Annotated in this window: 17 protein-coding genes; 7 read left to right on the forward strand and 10 right to left on the reverse strand. The window is 71.5% G+C overall.

Annotated elements, in window-relative coordinates:
- Positions 1-27 precede the first annotated feature (27 nt).
- A complete protein-coding gene (locus D455_RS0101315; RefSeq protein ID WP_017568958.1) occupies positions 28-984 on the forward strand; it encodes a helix-turn-helix transcriptional regulator in 957 nt (318 codons plus the stop codon).
- A gap of 4 nt (positions 985-988) precedes the next feature.
- Here the strand turns inward: D455_RS0101315 and D455_RS0101320 are convergent, their stop codons facing one another.
- Entirely contained in the window at positions 989-1,564 is a 576-nt protein-coding gene (locus tag D455_RS0101320; RefSeq protein ID WP_017568959.1) for a Uma2 family endonuclease, read from the reverse strand.
- Positions 1,565-1,691: 127 nt separating this feature from the next.
- Here D455_RS0101320 and D455_RS0101325 point away from each other — a divergent pair, with 127 nt between their 5' ends.
- Positions 1,692-2,591 (forward strand): GNAT family N-acetyltransferase, encoded by a 900-nt coding sequence (locus D455_RS0101325; RefSeq protein ID WP_083922094.1) that lies wholly within the window; start codon positions 1,692-1,694, stop codon positions 2,589-2,591.
- Here D455_RS0101325 and D455_RS0101330 read toward each other — a convergent pair.
- Positions 2,569-3,585, reverse strand: a complete 1,017-nt coding sequence (locus tag D455_RS0101330; protein ID WP_017568961.1) for a Gfo/Idh/MocA family protein — start codon at positions 3,583-3,585, stop codon at positions 2,569-2,571. The two genes, D455_RS0101325 and D455_RS0101330, sit on opposite strands and share 23 nt — an antisense overlap.
- A 128-nt stretch (positions 3,586-3,713) precedes the next feature.
- Between D455_RS0101330 and D455_RS0101335 the strand changes: the two genes are divergently transcribed.
- Positions 3,714-4,118 carry a hypothetical protein gene (locus D455_RS0101335; protein ID WP_026122204.1) on the forward strand — a complete coding sequence of 135 codons (405 nt, stop codon included), beginning with the start codon at positions 3,714-3,716 and terminating at the stop codon, positions 4,116-4,118.
- On the opposite strand, the gene D455_RS0101340 is transcribed toward D455_RS0101335, so the two are convergent.
- Genes D455_RS0101340 through D455_RS0101350 form a run of 3 tightly spaced genes read right to left on the reverse strand, consistent with a single transcriptional unit; the run spans position 4,109 to position 7,150 of the window.
- Complete coding sequence (locus D455_RS0101340; RefSeq protein ID WP_026122205.1) at positions 4,109-5,080, reverse strand: DUF4097 family beta strand repeat-containing protein; 972 nt, start codon at positions 5,078-5,080, stop codon at positions 4,109-4,111. The genes D455_RS0101335 and D455_RS0101340 overlap by 10 nt on opposite strands.
- Positions 5,081-5,129: 49 nt before the next feature.
- A complete protein-coding gene (locus D455_RS0101345) occupies positions 5,130-5,834 on the reverse strand; it encodes a response regulator transcription factor (RefSeq protein ID WP_017568964.1) in 705 nt (234 codons plus the stop codon).
- Complete coding sequence (locus D455_RS0101350) at positions 5,831-7,150, reverse strand: sensor histidine kinase (protein WP_017568965.1); 1,320 nt, start codon at positions 7,148-7,150, stop codon at positions 5,831-5,833. The genes D455_RS0101345 and D455_RS0101350 overlap by 4 nt, the downstream gene beginning before the upstream one ends.
- A 193-nt stretch (positions 7,151-7,343) precedes the next feature.
- Between D455_RS0101350 and D455_RS0101355 the strand changes: the two genes are divergently transcribed.
- Both D455_RS0101355 and D455_RS0101360 read left to right on the forward strand, forming a co-directional pair.
- Positions 7,344-8,084 (forward strand): (2Fe-2S)-binding protein, encoded by a 741-nt coding sequence (locus D455_RS0101355; protein WP_017568966.1) that lies wholly within the window; start codon positions 7,344-7,346, stop codon positions 8,082-8,084.
- 164 nt (positions 8,085-8,248) lie between these two features.
- Positions 8,249-9,004 (forward strand): SAM-dependent methyltransferase, encoded by a 756-nt coding sequence (locus D455_RS0101360; RefSeq protein WP_017568967.1) that lies wholly within the window; start codon positions 8,249-8,251, stop codon positions 9,002-9,004.
- 147 nt (positions 9,005-9,151) lie between these two features.
- Here D455_RS0101360 and D455_RS0101365 read toward each other — a convergent pair whose 3' ends face one another.
- The 3 genes from D455_RS0101365 to D455_RS0101380 form a co-directional block, all read right to left on the reverse strand.
- Positions 9,152-9,634 (reverse strand): VOC family protein, encoded by a 483-nt coding sequence (locus tag D455_RS0101365; protein ID WP_017568968.1) that lies wholly within the window; start codon positions 9,632-9,634, stop codon positions 9,152-9,154.
- A 186-nt stretch (positions 9,635-9,820) separates the two neighbouring features.
- Positions 9,821-10,705 carry a helix-turn-helix domain-containing protein gene (locus D455_RS0101370; RefSeq protein WP_017568969.1) on the reverse strand — a complete coding sequence of 295 codons (885 nt, stop codon included), beginning with the start codon at positions 10,703-10,705 and terminating at the stop codon, positions 9,821-9,823.
- Positions 10,706-10,922: 217 nt separating this feature from the next.
- Complete coding sequence (locus D455_RS0101380) at positions 10,923-11,840, reverse strand: SDR family oxidoreductase (RefSeq protein WP_017568970.1); 918 nt, start codon at positions 11,838-11,840, stop codon at positions 10,923-10,925.
- A 197-nt stretch (positions 11,841-12,037) separates the two neighbouring features.
- On the opposite strand from D455_RS0101380, the gene D455_RS0101385 reads away from it, so the two are divergent.
- Positions 12,038-12,835: a class I SAM-dependent methyltransferase gene (locus tag D455_RS0101385; RefSeq protein ID WP_017568971.1), complete on the forward strand. Its 798-nt coding sequence runs from the start codon at positions 12,038-12,040 to the stop codon at positions 12,833-12,835.
- 611 nt (positions 12,836-13,446) lie between these two features.
- Positions 13,447-13,854: a MarR family winged helix-turn-helix transcriptional regulator gene (locus D455_RS0101395; protein WP_017568973.1), complete on the forward strand. Its 408-nt coding sequence runs from the start codon at positions 13,447-13,449 to the stop codon at positions 13,852-13,854.
- A gap of 45 nt (positions 13,855-13,899) precedes the next feature.
- Here D455_RS0101395 and D455_RS0101400 read toward each other — a convergent pair whose 3' ends face one another.
- Together D455_RS0101400 and D455_RS0101405 are read right to left on the reverse strand one after the other, a co-directional pair.
- Positions 13,900-14,466 (reverse strand): GNAT family N-acetyltransferase, encoded by a 567-nt coding sequence (locus D455_RS0101400; RefSeq protein WP_017568974.1) that lies wholly within the window; start codon positions 14,464-14,466, stop codon positions 13,900-13,902.
- 120 nt (positions 14,467-14,586) lie between these two features.
- Positions 14,587-15,152, reverse strand: a 566-nt coding sequence (locus D455_RS0101405) for a TetR/AcrR family transcriptional regulator (protein ID WP_017568975.1), incomplete at its 5' end; no start/stop codon positions are given.

A 15,152-nucleotide genomic window follows, 5' to 3' on the forward strand; every position in this document is an offset into this window, starting at 1 on the left:
TCCTCCACTCCTGGAACACTTGCCGGTATGAGAGCGACCTCCGCGCGCCTGCTGCGCCTGCTGTCCCTCCTCCAGACCCGCAGGGACTGGCCGGGTGGTGAACTCGCCGACCGGCTCCAGGTGAGTGCGCGTACCGTGCGCCGTGACGTGGACCGGCTCCGCGAGCTGGGCTATCCCATCCAGGCGACCATGGGTACCGGGGGCGGATACCAGCTCGGCGCGGGCGCCGCCCTGCCGCCGCTGCTGTTGGACGACGACGAGGCCGTGGCGGTCGCGGTGGGCCTGCGCACCGCCGCGCAGGGCGGGGTGTCGGGGATCGAGGAGACCTCGGTGCGGGCCCTGGCCAAGCTGTTGCAGGTGCTGCCCTCGCGGCTGCGCCGCAGGGTGGACGCCCTGGGCACCTTCACCGTTCCCGTGGCCTCGGACGGTCCCACGGTCGACTCCGACGTGCTGGCCCTGGTGGCCGGTACCTGCCGCGACAGTGAGCGGTTGCGCTTCGACTACGAACGCCACGACGGCAGCGCCTCGCGCCGGACCGTCGAACCCCACCGGCTGGTCTCGCGGGGGCGGCGCTGGTACCTGGTGGCCTGGGACAACGACCGGGACGACTGGCGGACCTTCCGGGTGGACCGGATGCGCCCGCTCACCCCGACCGGTCCGCGGGTGCCCCCGCGCGATCCGCCCGAGCAGGGTGTGGCCGCCTACCTGGAGGAGCGGATGAACGTGCACATGTGGCCCACGCGGGCACGGGTCAGACTGTTCGTCCCGGTGGAGGAGGCGGAACGGGCGACGGCGGGGTTCGGGCAGATCGAGCCGTGGGACGAGCACTCGTGCGTGCTGGTGATCGCCGGGGGGTCGATGCTGCACATGGCCTGCTACCTGGGCATGCTCGACATGGACATGGAGGTGTGGGAACCCGCCGAGCTGCGCGAGCACATGGCCCGCCTGTCCACCAGGTTCGCCCGCGCGGCGGCCCCGGAGTAGCTGGTCAGAGCCGGTCCACCTCGGTCAGGTCGATGTCGACGGTATAGGGAAGCGCGACCTTGAGCCGCCCGTGGTGAATTCCGGTGGGTACGTAACAGGCTTTGGCTGGGTCCAGTTCGTACACGTACACCACGGGCGCGTTGTCGTTGTCCTCCACCCGCCAGAAGTGCGGGATGCCCGCTCCCGCGTAGAGCTGGGGCTTGCGGTGCCGGTCCCGTTCCATGGATTCCTGCGACACCACCTCGACCGCGAGCGCCACCGCGTTCGCGGGGAAGGTGCTCTGCCGGTCGTCCACTGCCTCGGTGTCCACGACCATGATGTCCGGCTCAGGGCGCTGGCGAGGACCGAGCGTCACGGTCATCTCACGACGCACACGGTAGTGGGCGGGAACCGTGTGCCGTAGACCGATGGTGAGCAGGTCCACCACAACGCTGTGGAAGCCCATCTGGGGACTCACGAGGACAAGGCTCCCGTCGATCAGTTCCGTGTGGGGGGGCAAGTCAGGCAGGATGTCCAGGTCCTCGGCTCTGAATCCTCTGCTCGGCGGGATGAGCCAGTCCGGTACCGGTTGTGCGCACATACCTGCCTACCGATCGTGGAAGTTCCCTGTACGGCAATCGTAGCCCGTCCGCTCCCCGGCCGGACGGAGTTCGCCCGAGCACACGCAAGATCCACTACTTTGAGGAGTCACCCAAACCCGAAGAGTGATGGAAGCTGTGGTGCAGATGTCCGTTCACGAATCCGTCCCCGAACTGCGCGGCCTGAGCGCGCAACCCACCGTCCGGGACCTGTGCCCCGGCTACCGCGTCGCCCGCTGGGACTGCCCCGCCTCCCTGGCGCCGCCCTGCCGCGAGCGTCTGCACCGCACCCTGCGCGCCCTGGCCGCACGCGCCTTCGGCGCCGACCACTCGGCCTACTGGCGCTCCCGGGTCGAGGCCGGGTTCTTCGACCAGATCGCGACCCTGGCGCTCATCCTGGGCCCCGACGGCTCCCCCGTCGGCTGGGGCGGCTACCACCCNGCCCTGTACCTGGACGCGGCGGGCGTGGACCCCGACCACCGGCGCTCGGGCCTGTCCGCGGCCCTGATGACCCACTTCCTGGCCCGCGAGGTCCTCGCCCACCCGCTCCGGCGCACCTACGTCGTCCTGCGCACCCGCCACCCGGCCGTCTACGCCGCGTGGCGCCAGGACCTGGGCGACTCCCGGGTCTTCCCCAACGAGCTCCGGCCCCTCCCCGCTCGGGTCCGGCGCGTCGCGGGCGAGGCCGCCGAATGGCTGGGCGACGGTCCGCACCTGGACCCCGACACCCTGCTCGTCCGCGACGCCTACCGCGTGTTCGACGGCCGGATCTACGGCACCCGTCCCCGCAGCGGATACATCGCGCTCGACGACTACTTCGCCCACGAGGTCGGCCCCCGCGACGCCCTCCTGATGGTGGTGCGCATGAGCGCGCCCGCCCTGGCGCTGGCCACCGCCGGGCGGCTCCTGCGTGCTCGGAGGCGCCCGCAGGAAACCGACGACCGCCCCGCGGGCGCCTCCGAACCGACGCGTGGGACCGCTCCCACGAAGGCGGGAGCGGCCGGTCTCACGCCAGGGGCACGGCCTTGACGGTGGCGGGGGTGTAGACCAGCCCGCCCATGTCGCGGATCTGGTCGGTGAGCCGGGCCAGGCGCAGGCTCTCGGCCCAGGGCATGTCGGGGCTCTCGCGTTCGCCCGCGGCCACGCGGCGCGCGACCTCCTCGGCCTCGTACTCGTAGCCGTTGGCGCGGAAGGGCCGGTGGAACTTCTCCGGTTCGTGCCCGTCGCGGTGCAGCACCACGTCGGTGGCCATCCAGAAGTAGGGGATCTCCAGCCAGCCCTTCGTCCCGGCCAGCACGGCCCGGTTGGGCATCGTGGTGCGCGAGGAACACGCCAGGGAGCCGGTGCCCCCGTTCTCCCCGCGCACGAGCACGGTGGTGTGGGTGTCCACCATCCGGTCGGGTGAGAGCTGGCGGGTGGCGCCCACCACGGTCAGTTCGCCCAGGTAGTGCGAGGCCAGGGCCAGGGGGTACACGCCCAGGTCGAGCTGGGCGCCGCCGCCCAGGTCGGCGTTGAAAAGGCGGTGGTCGGGGTCGTAGGGGGCGTTGATGCCGAACTCCGCCGAGACCCAGTGCACCTCGCCGATCGCCCCGTCCTGGACCAGGTCGCGGACCAGGCGGGAGGCGGGCAGGTAGCGGGTCCACATCGCCTCCATCAGGAAGCGGTCGCTCCCACGGGCGGCCTCGACCATCTGCGAGACCTGGAGGGCGTTCATCGCCATGGGTTTTTCGACCAGCACGTGTTTGCCCGCCCTCAGGCAGGTCAGGGTGTTGGGATGGTGCCAGGGGTGGGGGGTGGCCACGTAGACGGCGTCCACGTTCGGGCTCTGGGCCAGGTCCTCGTAGCTGCCGTGGCACTCGGGGATGTCCCAGTCCTTGCCGAACTCCTCGGCCCGTTCGGGTGTGCGCGAGCCGACCGCGGTGATCCGGCCCGCGGGGGTGGCTCCGAGTGCCTCGACGAAGGAGTGCGCGATGCCGCCGGTCCCGATCACGCCCCAGCGCAGTACGCCGTTGTCATCTGTCATGAAGGCATCATAAAAACACGGTCATCTCGGGGTCGAGGCAGGGAAGGTGCTCGGTTTCCCCGCCCGTGGACCGTACGGTGGCCAGGGAGATGGGCACGGCCGCTCGCAGGGCACGAACGGAGGAGGACATGTCGGATACCTCGGACACTCTCGCTCAAAGGCTCGGGGTGCGCCCCGGCGACCGGCTGCTCGTCCTCAACGCCCCCGAACGCTACCTGCGGCTGCTGGACCCGCCCACCGACCTCCACATCGACCTGGGGCCCATCGAGGGCGCCGACTACGACGACGTCCACCTGTTCACCCTGGACCGGGGCACCGTGGGCCGTGAGGTGCCCCGGACCCTGGCCCTGGTGGGGCCGCGCACCCGCCTGTGGGTGTGCTATCCCCGGCGCGGCGGCACCATCATCACCGACCTGAGCGCGGACCGGGGCTGGGATCTGCTCGTGGACGCCGGTTGGCGCAGCACCGACCAGGTACCGATCGACTCGGACTGGGCGGCGCTGCGCTTCGAACTCCGCGCGTCTCAGCCGTAGGTGACGTTCATGGAGCCGCTGACGGTCTCGGCCCGGATACGCGCGTCCGCCTCCGGGGAGGTGTCCACCTCCACGCGGCGGCCTCCGGACACGGACTCGTCGGTGACGGCGTAGGCGCCCTCGGGCACCCGTACGTCGATATCGCCGCTGGTGCTCTCCATGTTCAGCAGTTCGAAGGGCTCGCCGGTGGTGACCTCGATGCCCCCCGAGACCGTGTGGACCTCCGCCCTGGTGAAGCCTCCGCCCACCCGCACGCCGCCGCTGACGGACTCGGCCACGACCGTGCGCGCGCTGAACCCCGACACGTCCACCTCGCCGGAGACGCTCGCGACCTTCAGGTGCTCGCCCGCCCCATGGGCGGTGATCCCACCGCTGGCGGTCTCGGCCTCCAGCGAGCCCTCCACCCCGGACACGTCGATCTCACCGCTGCCGGTCTCGATGGTGACATCGCCGCTGTTGCCCGAGACCCGCACGGATCCGACGGTGCTGCCCAGGTCCAGTACGCCGTCGACGCCCTCGGTGACGATCCGGCCGATGGTGGTCTCCACGGTCAGGTCGGTTCCCGCCGGGACGGTGATCTCGTAGTCGATCCAGCAATCGAAGAACGGCAGGCCCGCGCAGCTGGCCTCCAGTTCCAGGACGCCGTCGTCTTCCTCGACGGACTCCGTCGGCACGGAGAAGGGGGTTCCACGCATGGCGCGCTCCACCCGGACCTCGTCCCCGTCGCCGCGGGTGAAGGTGACGTCTCCGTTGGTGCCGTTGTCGAACTCCACGGCCTGTGGGCCGGAGAAGGAGGAGGTGTCGCTGTCGTGTATCACGCCCACCTTGCCCACGACCACGACCACGGTCCCCAGCACCAGGGCCGCCGCCAGTGCGGCGCCCAGGAGCAACCATGACCTCACGCGGAATCTGCGCGGCTCCTTGCTCGACGAGGCGTACACACCCCGTGCCTTGAATGTCACGGTCATCCCTTTCCGGCGGGCTCTCGCCCCCTTGGTTCGTCCTGTTCGGTCAGGCCCGATCCGCGCCGCGCAGGTAGCGCAGGACGGCCCGGACCCTGCGGTGGTCGTAGTCGTCGTGGCCCAGGTCGAGCTTGGTGAAGATGGAGCGGATGTGCTTTTCCACGGCGCGTTCGGTGACGGTCAGCCGAGCCGCGATACCCGCGTTGTTCAGCCCCTGGGCCATCACCTCCAGCACCTCCGCCTCCCGGGGGGTCAGGCGCTCCAGGGCGCTGTCCCGGCGGCGGCTGAGCAGCTGCGAGACCACCTCCGGGTCGATGGCGGCGCCTCCCCCCGCCACACGACGCAGCACCGCCAGGAACTCGTCGATGTCGGCGACCCGATCCTTGAGCAGGTAGCCGACCCTGCTGGAGCCGCCGCCGAGCAGGTCCGCGGCGTAGCGGCTGACCACGTGCTGGGACAGCAGCAGCACCGCCACATCCGGAAACCTCCGCCGGATGGCGACGCCCGCCTGGATGCCCTCCTCGGAGTAGGTGGGCGGCATGCGGATGTCGACCAGGCACAGGTCCACCTCGGGGTGCTCCTCCACCGCGCGCAACAGCGCGTCGGCGTCACCGACCTGCTCGACGATCTCCACGCCCGCGTCCTCCAGCAGCCGGGCCATACCGCTGCGCAGCAGCACCGAGTCCTCGGCGATGATCACCCGCATCCCCTTCTCGGGCGGCGGGGCGGGGTTCACGGTGGTGTACACGGTCATGCCTCCCAGGGGATGTCGGCGGTCAGGACGGTGCCCTGACCGACCGGGCTGTGAACGGTCAGGGTTCCGTCGACCGCGTCCACACGGTCCCACAGGCCGTACAGGCCCGTGCCCGTCTCGGGGTCGGCGCCTCCGACCCCGTCGTCGGTGACGGTGAGCCGCAACAGGTCTCCGCCGCGCCGGGAGGGGCGCTCCACCCGCGTCGCGGCCACGGTGACCCGAGCGGCCCGCGCGTGCTTGGCGACGTTGGTGAGCGCCTCGCAGGCCACGTAGTAGGCCACCCCCTCGGCGCGCGAGGAGGGGCGCTCGGGAAGTTCGACGTCGACCCGCACGGGCACCGGGGCGCGTCCGGCGGCCACGGGCAGGGCCGCGCTCAGACCATGGTCGGTCAGGACCCGGGGGTGGAGCCCGCGCGCGACCTGGCGCAGCTCCTCCATGACCTCCCGGGACTCGCTCTGGGCCTCGGTGATCAGCTCCAGGGCCGCGTCGGGGTCGCTGGCCACGCGTGAGCGCGCCCGGGTCAGGGTCATGGTCAGAGCGAGCAGCCGCTGCTGGGCCCCGTCGTGCAGGTCGCGTTCGATACGGCGTCGTTCGGCCTCAGCGGCGTCGACCATGCGCAGACGGCTGTCCTGGACGTGGACCAGACGGCGGCGGATGCGCACCTCGGGCGCCTCGAACAGGAGCATGCGGTGCAGCAGGACCTCGGTGGCGACCATGAAGGGGGCCAGGCGCAGGCCCACGAGGGCGCACAGCGGGCCGACCGCGACCAGGACCAGCGGACCGACCAGGTCATCGGGGGTGCCCCGCACCAGGACGAACACGGTGCCGATCAGGGCACCGAAGGCCGCCGCGCCGCCACACACCACCAGCACCACGACCACGCCCCCGGCCAGGAGGCCGTGGAGTCCGGCGACGGTGCTGTAGACGAGCGCCGACCAGGCCTCGCGCCCGAACACGAACCGCCAGGCCCGCAGGAACGGGTTGTCGTCGGCCAGGGGGTCGGGCGGGCTGGTCTCCACGATCCCGAAGACGTTGTCCAGCCGGTTGCGCTGGACCCGGCAGGACAGGCGGGCCAGCAGGGTCGCGGCGGCCGGGAGGACGACCAGGAAGAAGGCCATGTCCAGGGACAGCCGGTCGGGAGCCAGCCGCGACACCTCGGGCAGCCAGGGGCCGGAGACGGCGAAGCCGACCCAGGTGGCCGCGACCACGAGCAGGAACGCGGGCACCAGGTAGCACAGCGCCAGGGCCAGGGAGGTCATCAGGTGCAGGACCTCGACCAGGCGCACCCGCCAGGTGGGCCCGTAGGCTTCGGCCACGCGGGGCAGACCGGCGAGGGCACGCGGGAGGAACCCTCCTCCCACGCTCCGTCTGGTGCTGTCGTGTGTGCTGTGACCGGCCACAGGACCAATCTAGGTTTGACGGCTGTGACGGTACGAGCCCAACAACACGTGGAGTCGCGGTGGTGCTGGCACCACCCGGGGTCGCCGGACGGAAGGAGCGGGTGCGGGAGTGGACGGCACGGACGTGGAGGTACGGCCGGTCCTGGCGGAGGTCGGCCGGATCAACATGCTGTTCGCCCTGGAGACGGGCCCGCCCGGACCGGGGTGGCTGCCGCTGGGCGGTGGGTGTGCGGTGGCTCCGGGAACGCTCGCCGCGGAGGTGGAGGGGGTGCGCGTCCGCCTGGCGGGACTGTCGGCGGAACCGAACACGCGGGTGGAGTGGCGGGTGGCGGCGTCGGTGTTCCACCAGGGGTTGGCCACACGTGTGCTGTCCCCGGTACTGGCGGCCGGGGTGTGCCATGGTGCGCTGGTGGACGCGGCGCGTTTCCACGGTGATCCGCACCGGCGGGGGCCGGTGGTGCTGCGCACCTCGCAGCAGCGGGCCGCGCCGGTGGTCGGCGGAACGGCGGAGCTGGCCGACTGGATCGAGCGCACGGTCGTCCTGGGGGTGATGGCCCGCGTCGCGCGGGGGCTGGCCGGAGCGGGCCGGGTGGCGCCTGGGTTGCTGCGGGGCAACACCGCCGCGGCCCTGGCCGGGGCCGTGCGCGCCCTGGGAGAGGACCGGCCCGAGCACGCCGCGCGGGCCGAGGCCGTGGCCGCGGACCTGCTGACGCGCCCGTCCCTGGACGGTACCGGCGGTTACACCGGGACGGACGCCTCCGGGTTGGGGGTGTTCCGCCGCACCACGTGCTGCCTGTACTACCGGCTGCCGGGGGCTGGGTACTGCGGGGACTGCGCGCTGCGCCCCTGAGGAACGCACGGAAGCGGGCCGGGTACGTCCGAACGGGGCACCGGAGGTCGTGGGCCGACACACCGGGTCGGACGAAAGGCCGCCGAGCCCGCGCGGTCCGCCGTCACCGGACGCGCCCACAAATCCGGTGGACACCGGGCCGGGGGCTGCGCGACGGTGCTCTGATGGTCACCCCAGCGATTCCTCCCCTGTACCGCGACGCCGACTTCAACGGACCGCTCTCCGACGCCCACGCCGCCCGGCTGGTCCGCGACCTGGACTCCCTGGAGGGCAGGCGTGTCGTCGACATCGGCTGCGGCTGGGCCGAACTGCTGCTGCGCGCCCTGGAGAGCGAGCCGACCGCCACCGGGCTGGGCATCGACCTGGGCCGGGAGGCGATCGAGCACGGACGCGCCAACGCCCGGGCCCGGGGACTGGACGAGCGCGTCGAGCTCGTGGTCGGTGACGTGGGCGCCTGGTCCGGCGCGCACGCGGACGTGGTGGTCAACAACGGCGCCAGCCACGTGTGGGGCGGCGACCCGGTGGAGCACACCGTCAACGCCCTGGAGGCGGTCAGCGCCATGCTCGCGCCCGGCGGACGGTTCCTGTTCGGTGAGTGCTTCTGGCTGCGCGAGCCGACCGAGGGGGAGCTGGCGGCCATGCGCGACGTCCCGCGCGCCCAGTACCGCTTCCTTCCCGACCTGGTGGACCTCGCGCTCTCCCACGGCTTCCGGTTGCGGGCGCTGTCCCAGGCGAGCCTGGAGGAGTGGGACGACTTCGAGTCCCGGCACGCCCGGGGATGGGAGGAGTGGCTGCTGGACCACCCCGACTCCCCCGACGCCGCCGAAGTGCGGGCCAGGGCCGACCGCCACCGCGAGTTCCGCGTCCGCGGTGCCCGGAGCACGATCGGTCTGGCATACCTGTCCCTCATCCGCGTCTGACGCGGTGACCGGAAGGGTCCACCGAGTTCGCCTACGCAGGTCGGGGCCCGCGCGTCACACCAAAAACGCTTCCGGACCACTCACCAGCAGGCCTGCGAGGGGTGTCGCCCGCGCCGCCGTCTCCCGGCGCGGGCGACGGCCGTGGAGTCAGGAGTCGTCCGCGGCCCGGCGGATCTCGGCCAGGTCGATCCGGGTCATCTTCATCATCGCCTGCATGGCGCGCCCGGCCCTGCCGGGGTCGGCGTCGAACAGCAGATCGTCGAGCTCGGCGGGAAAAACCTGCCAGGAGAAGCCGAAGCGGTCCTTGAGCCAGCCGCACTGGCCCTCCTCTCCGCCCTCGCTGAGCTTGGCCCAGTAGTGGTCGGACTCCTCCTGGCTGTCGCAGATGACCTGGAGCGAGACCGCCTCGGAGAAGGTGAACTCTGGGCCGCCGTTGAGGGCGGTGATCTGCTGGCCGTCGATCTCGAAGTCCACGGTGAGCACCATGTCGGCGGGGCGGGGCCCGCCCGGGCCGAAGTGGCGCACCTGGAGGATGCGCGAGTTGCCGAAGAGGCCGACGTAGAAGTTGGCCGCCTCCTCGGCCTGGGTGTCGAACCACAGGCAGGGAGTGATCTTGTTGAGCCGGGTCATCGTCTCGATCCTCTCGGTGCGGGGCGCGGTCCGCGCCCTCCCTGTCCATGAGGACACGTGCGAGGCCCGGAACTCATCGGCACACGCCGAGGTTCTTCGGGAGGTCCGGACCCGCTCGCGGCCCGGCCGTCAGCTGGAGGCGTTCACCGCGGCCGGTGCGGAGGTCGGCCGCGCGCCGGGCAGCCGTCAGCGTGAGCCCTCAGCGCGACTTCGTTGGACGACGGTGCCGCTGGAGTGGGTCCAGCTTGAGAGGAGCGCCAGTGCGTCGTGCGACTCGGTGCCGGGTTCGGCCGTGTAGACGTAGAGCGCCTGCCGTGGGTCGCCGGGGAGCACGAGGGTCTCGTACTGGACGTCGAGCTCGCCGACGAGAGGGTGGTGGAGGCGTTTGGTGCCGTGGGTGCGTTGGTGTACCCGGTGGGCTGACCACCAGTGCCGGAAAGGTGGGCACGCAAGCGAGAGCTCGCCGATGAGCCGCTGGGTGCCCTGGTCGTCCGGGGTGGCGGCCGCGTCGAGGCGGAGAGCTTCGACGGCGTTGCGGGCCTGCTCCTCCCAGTCGACGAAGAGCTCCTGGGCCTGGGGGTCCAGGAGCATCCATCTGGCGTAGTTGCGGTGCTTGGCGGGCATCGCGTTGAAGTCGGCGAACAGCGCACGTGCGAGGGCGTTGGACGCGAGGACGTCGGTACGGCGGCCGAGGACGAGGGCGGGCTGCGACGAGAAGGAGTCCAGCAGTTGGTGTAGTCCCGGCCGGACGCGCTGTACGTGCGAGCGTGTGCGAGCGCCCGGGTTTTCGGCGGTCGCCACCAGTTCGCGCACGTACTTGACGCCGGCGTCGTCGAGGTCGAGTGCCCGTGCCAGAGCATCGAGGACCTGGGGTGAGGGGGTGAGGTGTCGGCCCTGCTCAAGCCGGGCGTAGTAGTCGGTGGAGACTCCAGCGAGCAGGGCGACTTCTTCACGCCGTAGCCCGGGTACCCGACGAACGCGTCCGTCGGGAAGCAGACCGGTCTGCTGGGGGTCGCGGTTGGCGCGGGCGCGGCGCAGGAACTGGCCGAGTTCGCGGTGCGGATCGTTCATTGCGGCACTCTCTCAACGCCGAGGCATGGTCGTGAGGTCCTCGGCGAGTCGGTCGCGTTCCTGGTCGGGGAGGGGGCTCCCGGGGACGGTCATGTGGATGAGCGGCAGGACGGGTGCTTTCTCCTTGTCCGGCGTGGCCGAAGGTGTACCCCGGGTGGGTGGCCCGTACCGGTGACGGTACGGGCCACCCACCCGGGGTGGTGCTCCCGGTGACGGTTCAGCGCACGTAATCGGTGCTGTGCGCGAGCTCGCGTCCTGCCAGGATCTCGGCCTTCAGGGAATCCGCCTTGCCCTCGGCGAGTCCGGAGGAGTCGGAACCGAGCTGCTGACGCAGGAGGCCGTCCTCCTGCTGAGCGATGGTCACGAGCGCGGCGGCGGCCTTGTCCGGGTCGCCGGGCTGGCTGCCCGGCATCGCCTTGTGCGTGTCGATCATCTCGCGGACCCCCGGGTAGGCCTCGGAGACGTTGTCGGCGAGGGCGAGGGAGTGGTCGGTCAGGAAGTCCGTGTTGAAGTAGCCGGGCTCGATGATCGAGACACGGACTCCGAGGTCGGCGACCTCCGCGGCAAGCGACTCGGACAGACCCTCCACCGCGAACTTCGCCGCACAGTACAGGCCCCAGCCCGGGAAGGACAGCACGCCCAGAATCGAGGAGACGTTGATGATGTGGCCGGTGCCAGCAGCACGCATCTGGGGCAGGACCGAACGGATGACGTTCCAGGTGCCACCGATCTGCACATCGAACATCGCTCGCACGTCAGCGTCACTGGTCTCCTCGACGGTACCGAGGTAGCCGTAGCCGGCGTTGTTGACGACGACATCGATGCGTCCGAAGCGGTCGGTCGTGTCGGCGATCGCACGTACGACCTGGGACTCGTCCGTCAGCGGGACCTCGAGTGCGAGCAGGTTGGTCGTGTCGACGTTCGCGAGTCCGGCGAGCAGGCGCTCCGACGAACGTGTCGTCGCGGCGACATGGTCGCCGCGCCCCAGCAGGTAGGTGACCAGGGCCAGGCCGAGGCCGCGCGATGTACCGGTGACGAACCAGACGGCGGGACGATCAGTGGGGTAGGGCATGGAGGTTCCTTTCTCGATGGACACCTCCACCCTCTGCCTGCGGCGGCCGGTGGACGCTGCCATACGTGGTCCGCTCCTGACGAGGACTGCCAGTCCTCCCCGGGCGCGGAAGCGGAGAAGGACGCCTCCACCCATGCGGTCCGAAGCCGCTTCGGTTCGCAGGTGTCTCGTATCGCGAGAATGGAATCTCACTTTTAGAGACGCCTGGTGTAGGGTCCGGGGTGTTCGCTCCACCCGGCGACCTCTGAGAGGGCTGCTCCATGACGCGTTACACCCACGGCCAACACCCCACGGTCACCGACTCCTACCGTTGGCGCGGCGCGGAGAACTCCGCCGCCTACGCACTCGACGAGATGGTCCCCGGCCGGTCGCTGCTGGACGTGGGGTGCGGTCCGGGCAGCATCACCGCCGACCTCGCCCGCCGGGTCGCGCCCGGGCCGGTCACCGCGGTGGACGCCTCGGCCGAGGCGGTCGACCTCGCCCGCGCCACCGCCGAGGAGGCCGGGGTCGAGGGCATCGAGTTCCTGGTGGGCGACGTCCACAAGCTGGACCTGCCCGACGACTCCTTCGACGTCGTCCACGCCCACCAGGTCCTGCAACACGTGGCCGACCCGGTCGGGGCCCTGGCCGAGATGCGCCGTGTGGCCAGGCCCGGCGGTGTCGTGGCCGCCTGCGACAGCGACTACTCCGGCATGTACTGGTACCCGCGCAGGCCCGAACTGGACACGTGGATGGACCTGTACCAGCGCGTCGCGCGCGGCAACGGCGGCGAACCCGACGCGGGGCGGCACATGCTCGCCTGGGCCCGCGCGGCCGGATTCACCGAGGTCACCTACGTGGCCGAGGTGTGGAACCACTCCTCCGACGAACGCCGTGCCTGGTGGGGCGGCATGTGGGCCAGGCGCATCCTGGAGTCGGACATGGGCCGCCAGGCCGTGGAGGAGGGGCACGCCACCCGGGAGGAGCTGGAGCGCGTCTCGGCGGGCTGGAGGGCGTGGAGCCGGGACCCCGACGGGGTGTTCGTGATCCCGCGCGGCGCGGTCCTGTGCCGCGTCTGACCGCGCCCGTGCGCCCGGCTCAGTCGTGGTCGTAGACGGTGACCTGGACGCCCCTGCTGAGGAGTTCGGCCTCGATCAGGGGCTGGACGCGTTCCCAGCGGCCTCCGGCCAGTCCGCAGCCGATGCGTGGCATGTGCACGGTGGCGTCCAGTTCGCGCGCGTGGTCGGCGAGGGCGCGCAGGCAGGAGGCGATCGCCTCGTAGCGGATGGGCGGGCCNGGCGACCATGTTCGCCACCCACGTGTCGGGCCTGACGCGCACCAGGCGCACGGCCCCCAGCGCGAAGTCGTTGCGCGCCCGCTGACGGTGCCAGGCCCGGTAGTCGCGCTCGGGTTCGGGCCAGCGCCTGGACAGGGCCAGGACGAAACCCCTGCCCCAGCCGCCCCGGTCGTTGCACACGTGGGCGATGACCTTGGGGCCGGAGGCGTGGGGGTTGGTGGCGTCACCGCGGATGATTCGCAGCCCCGGAGGGAGAGGTGGGCAGGACATGGGGGAACGCTAGCAAGGGGCACCGACACCACCCGGGACGCTGGCGGACCACCGTCGGGCGATATATCTTCGATGTATCGGCAAGGTACTGCGGTTCGTCCGAGCCGCACGGGAGGAGGCACCATGTCCGATCTGCCGATCGGTTACTGGCTCAAACACCTGGACCGGCTCATCGAGAACGACCTCGACCGGGTCCTGGCCTCGGAGTCGTTGGGGCGCCGCCACTGGCAGGGGCTCAACTCCCTGCACACCGACCCCGGCACCATCGCCGACCTGGACCGCAGGCTCGCCGCGTTCCTGGACGAGGGCGAGTACAGCGTCACCCCGGTGGTGGAGCAGCTGCGCCAGCGCGGCTGGGTCGAGGGCCTGGTCTCCCTGGCGCTGACACCGGCGGGCGAGGCCGAGCACGAGGCCCTCTTCGCCAGGGTCGACGAGGCCCGGCGACGCCTCTCGCGCGGAATCAGCGAGCAGGAGTACCGGGCCACCGTCGACGTGTTGGAGCGGATGTCGGCCAACCTCGAACAGGGCTGAGGCGGTCGGCTCCACGGCCCCGACCCCCCCGGCCCCCGGCCGGTGTCAGGGCGCGGGCAGCTCCCGGGTGAGCTCGACGAAGGCCAGGTCGGCGCGCTTGGGCAGGCCGAAGTTCTCGTCACCGTAGGGGAAGGGCTCGGTCTTGCCGGTGTTGGTGTAGCCGCGCCGCTCGTACCAGGCGATTAGGTCCGGGCGCTGCTTGAGCACCTTCATCCGCATCAGTCGGCAGCCCCACTCACGGGCCGCGGTGGCCTCGGCCTCGGCCAGGACCCGCTTGCCCAGGCCGCCGCCCTGGATGGTGGGCAGCACCGAGAACATGCCGAAGTAGGCGCCGCTGATGCCGCGCTGGAGCTCGCAGCAGGCGACGATCCGCCCCTCGGCCTCGGCGACCAGGACGATCGTGTTGGTGCGCTCCAGCAATTCGGCCATGCCGTCGGCGTCCACGCGCTGGCCGTCGAGCAGGTCGGCCTCGGTGGTCCAGCCCTTCCGGGAGCTGTCGCCCCGGTAGCAGGAGTTCACCAGTTCGACGAGGGCGGGGACGTCGTCGGCCACGGCTGCTCTGTAGGCCAGTTCGAGCTGGGCGCCGGAAGTCGTCTCACTGCTGGTGGTCACACGCGTCTCCCCCGTTGGTTCCGGCCACTGCCACCACCCAGTATCGGTCACGGGGCACAGCGGAGAACACACGCCCCACACATAGCAACGCCTCGACGCGGGGACGCCCTCCCGCGCGGGTCAGGGGATGCCGCGGTACCGGCAGGCCTCCTGGAGCCGGGCCAGGAAGGCGCGCAGTCGACGTCGGACGTCGTCCGTGTCGGTCATGCCCGGCGTGACCATGATCTGGAGTGCGAGTCCGTCCACCTGGGTGTGCAGGTGCTCCGACCACTCCTCCACCCACGGGTCGGGGTGGGGCCGGAGGGGGTCGTCCACCGCGACGTCGGCGACGGCGGCGACCAGGTGGCGGTAGAGCCTGCGCTGGCTGTTCCAGCGCCGTTCCCGGTCGCGGTCGTACTCCCCCAGCATCCCGGCGGCCTCCCAGGCCAGGTACTCGGCGCGGCGGGTGGCGTCCAGGGGCAGGAGCTGCTCGGCGTACTCGGCCACGCGCTCCAGGAGCGGCGTGTGCGGGGACAGGGTGTGGTTCAGGTCCTGGATGCGCTGGGTGGCGCGTTCCTCGGACAGGTTCATGGCGAAGACGAGCAGGTCCTCGCGTGTGGGGAAGTAGTGGCGCAGCGCTCCGGTCGACCAGCCCGCCTCGGCGGCGACGGAGCGGATGGACACGGCGGCCGGGCCGGAGCCGGTGA

The sequence above is a fragment of the Nocardiopsis halotolerans DSM 44410 genome (assembly GCF_000341065.1).
GTDB classification, from domain to species: Bacteria; Actinomycetota; Actinomycetes; order Streptosporangiales; family Streptosporangiaceae; genus Nocardiopsis; species Nocardiopsis halotolerans.

Coding starts and splice junctions, on each gene's coding strand:
- D455_RS0101380 (WP_017568970.1), bottom strand. CDS start 11,840: ATGGCAGCGTCCACCGGCCGCCGCAGGCAGAGGGTGGAGGTGTCCATC.
- D455_RS0101315 (WP_017568958.1), top strand. CDS start 28: ATGAGAGCGACCTCCGCGCGCCTGCTGCGCCTGCTGTCCCTCCTCCAG.
- D455_RS0101360 (WP_017568967.1), top strand. CDS start 8,249: ATGGTCACCCCAGCGATTCCTCCCCTGTACCGCGACGCCGACTTCAAC.
- D455_RS0101335 (WP_026122204.1), top strand. CDS start 3,714: ATGTCGGATACCTCGGACACTCTCGCTCAAAGGCTCGGGGTGCGCCCC.
- D455_RS0101385 (WP_017568971.1), top strand. CDS start 12,038: ATGACGCGTTACACCCACGGCCAACACCCCACGGTCACCGACTCCTAC.
- D455_RS0101395 (WP_017568973.1), top strand. CDS start 13,447: ATGTCCGATCTGCCGATCGGTTACTGGCTCAAACACCTGGACCGGCTC.
- D455_RS0101330 (WP_017568961.1), bottom strand. CDS start 3,585: ATGACAGATGACAACGGCGTACTGCGCTGGGGCGTGATCGGGACCGGC.
- D455_RS0101370 (WP_017568969.1), bottom strand. CDS start 10,705: ATGAACGATCCGCACCGCGAACTCGGCCAGTTCCTGCGCCGCGCCCGC.
- D455_RS0101345 (WP_017568964.1), bottom strand. CDS start 5,834: ATGACCGTGTACACCACCGTGAACCCCGCCCCGCCGCCCGAGAAGGGG.
- D455_RS0101320 (WP_017568959.1), bottom strand. CDS start 1,564: ATGTGCGCACAACCGGTACCGGACTGGCTCATCCCGCCGAGCAGAGGA.
- D455_RS0101365 (WP_017568968.1), bottom strand. CDS start 9,634: ATGACCCGGCTCAACAAGATCACTCCCTGCCTGTGGTTCGACACCCAG.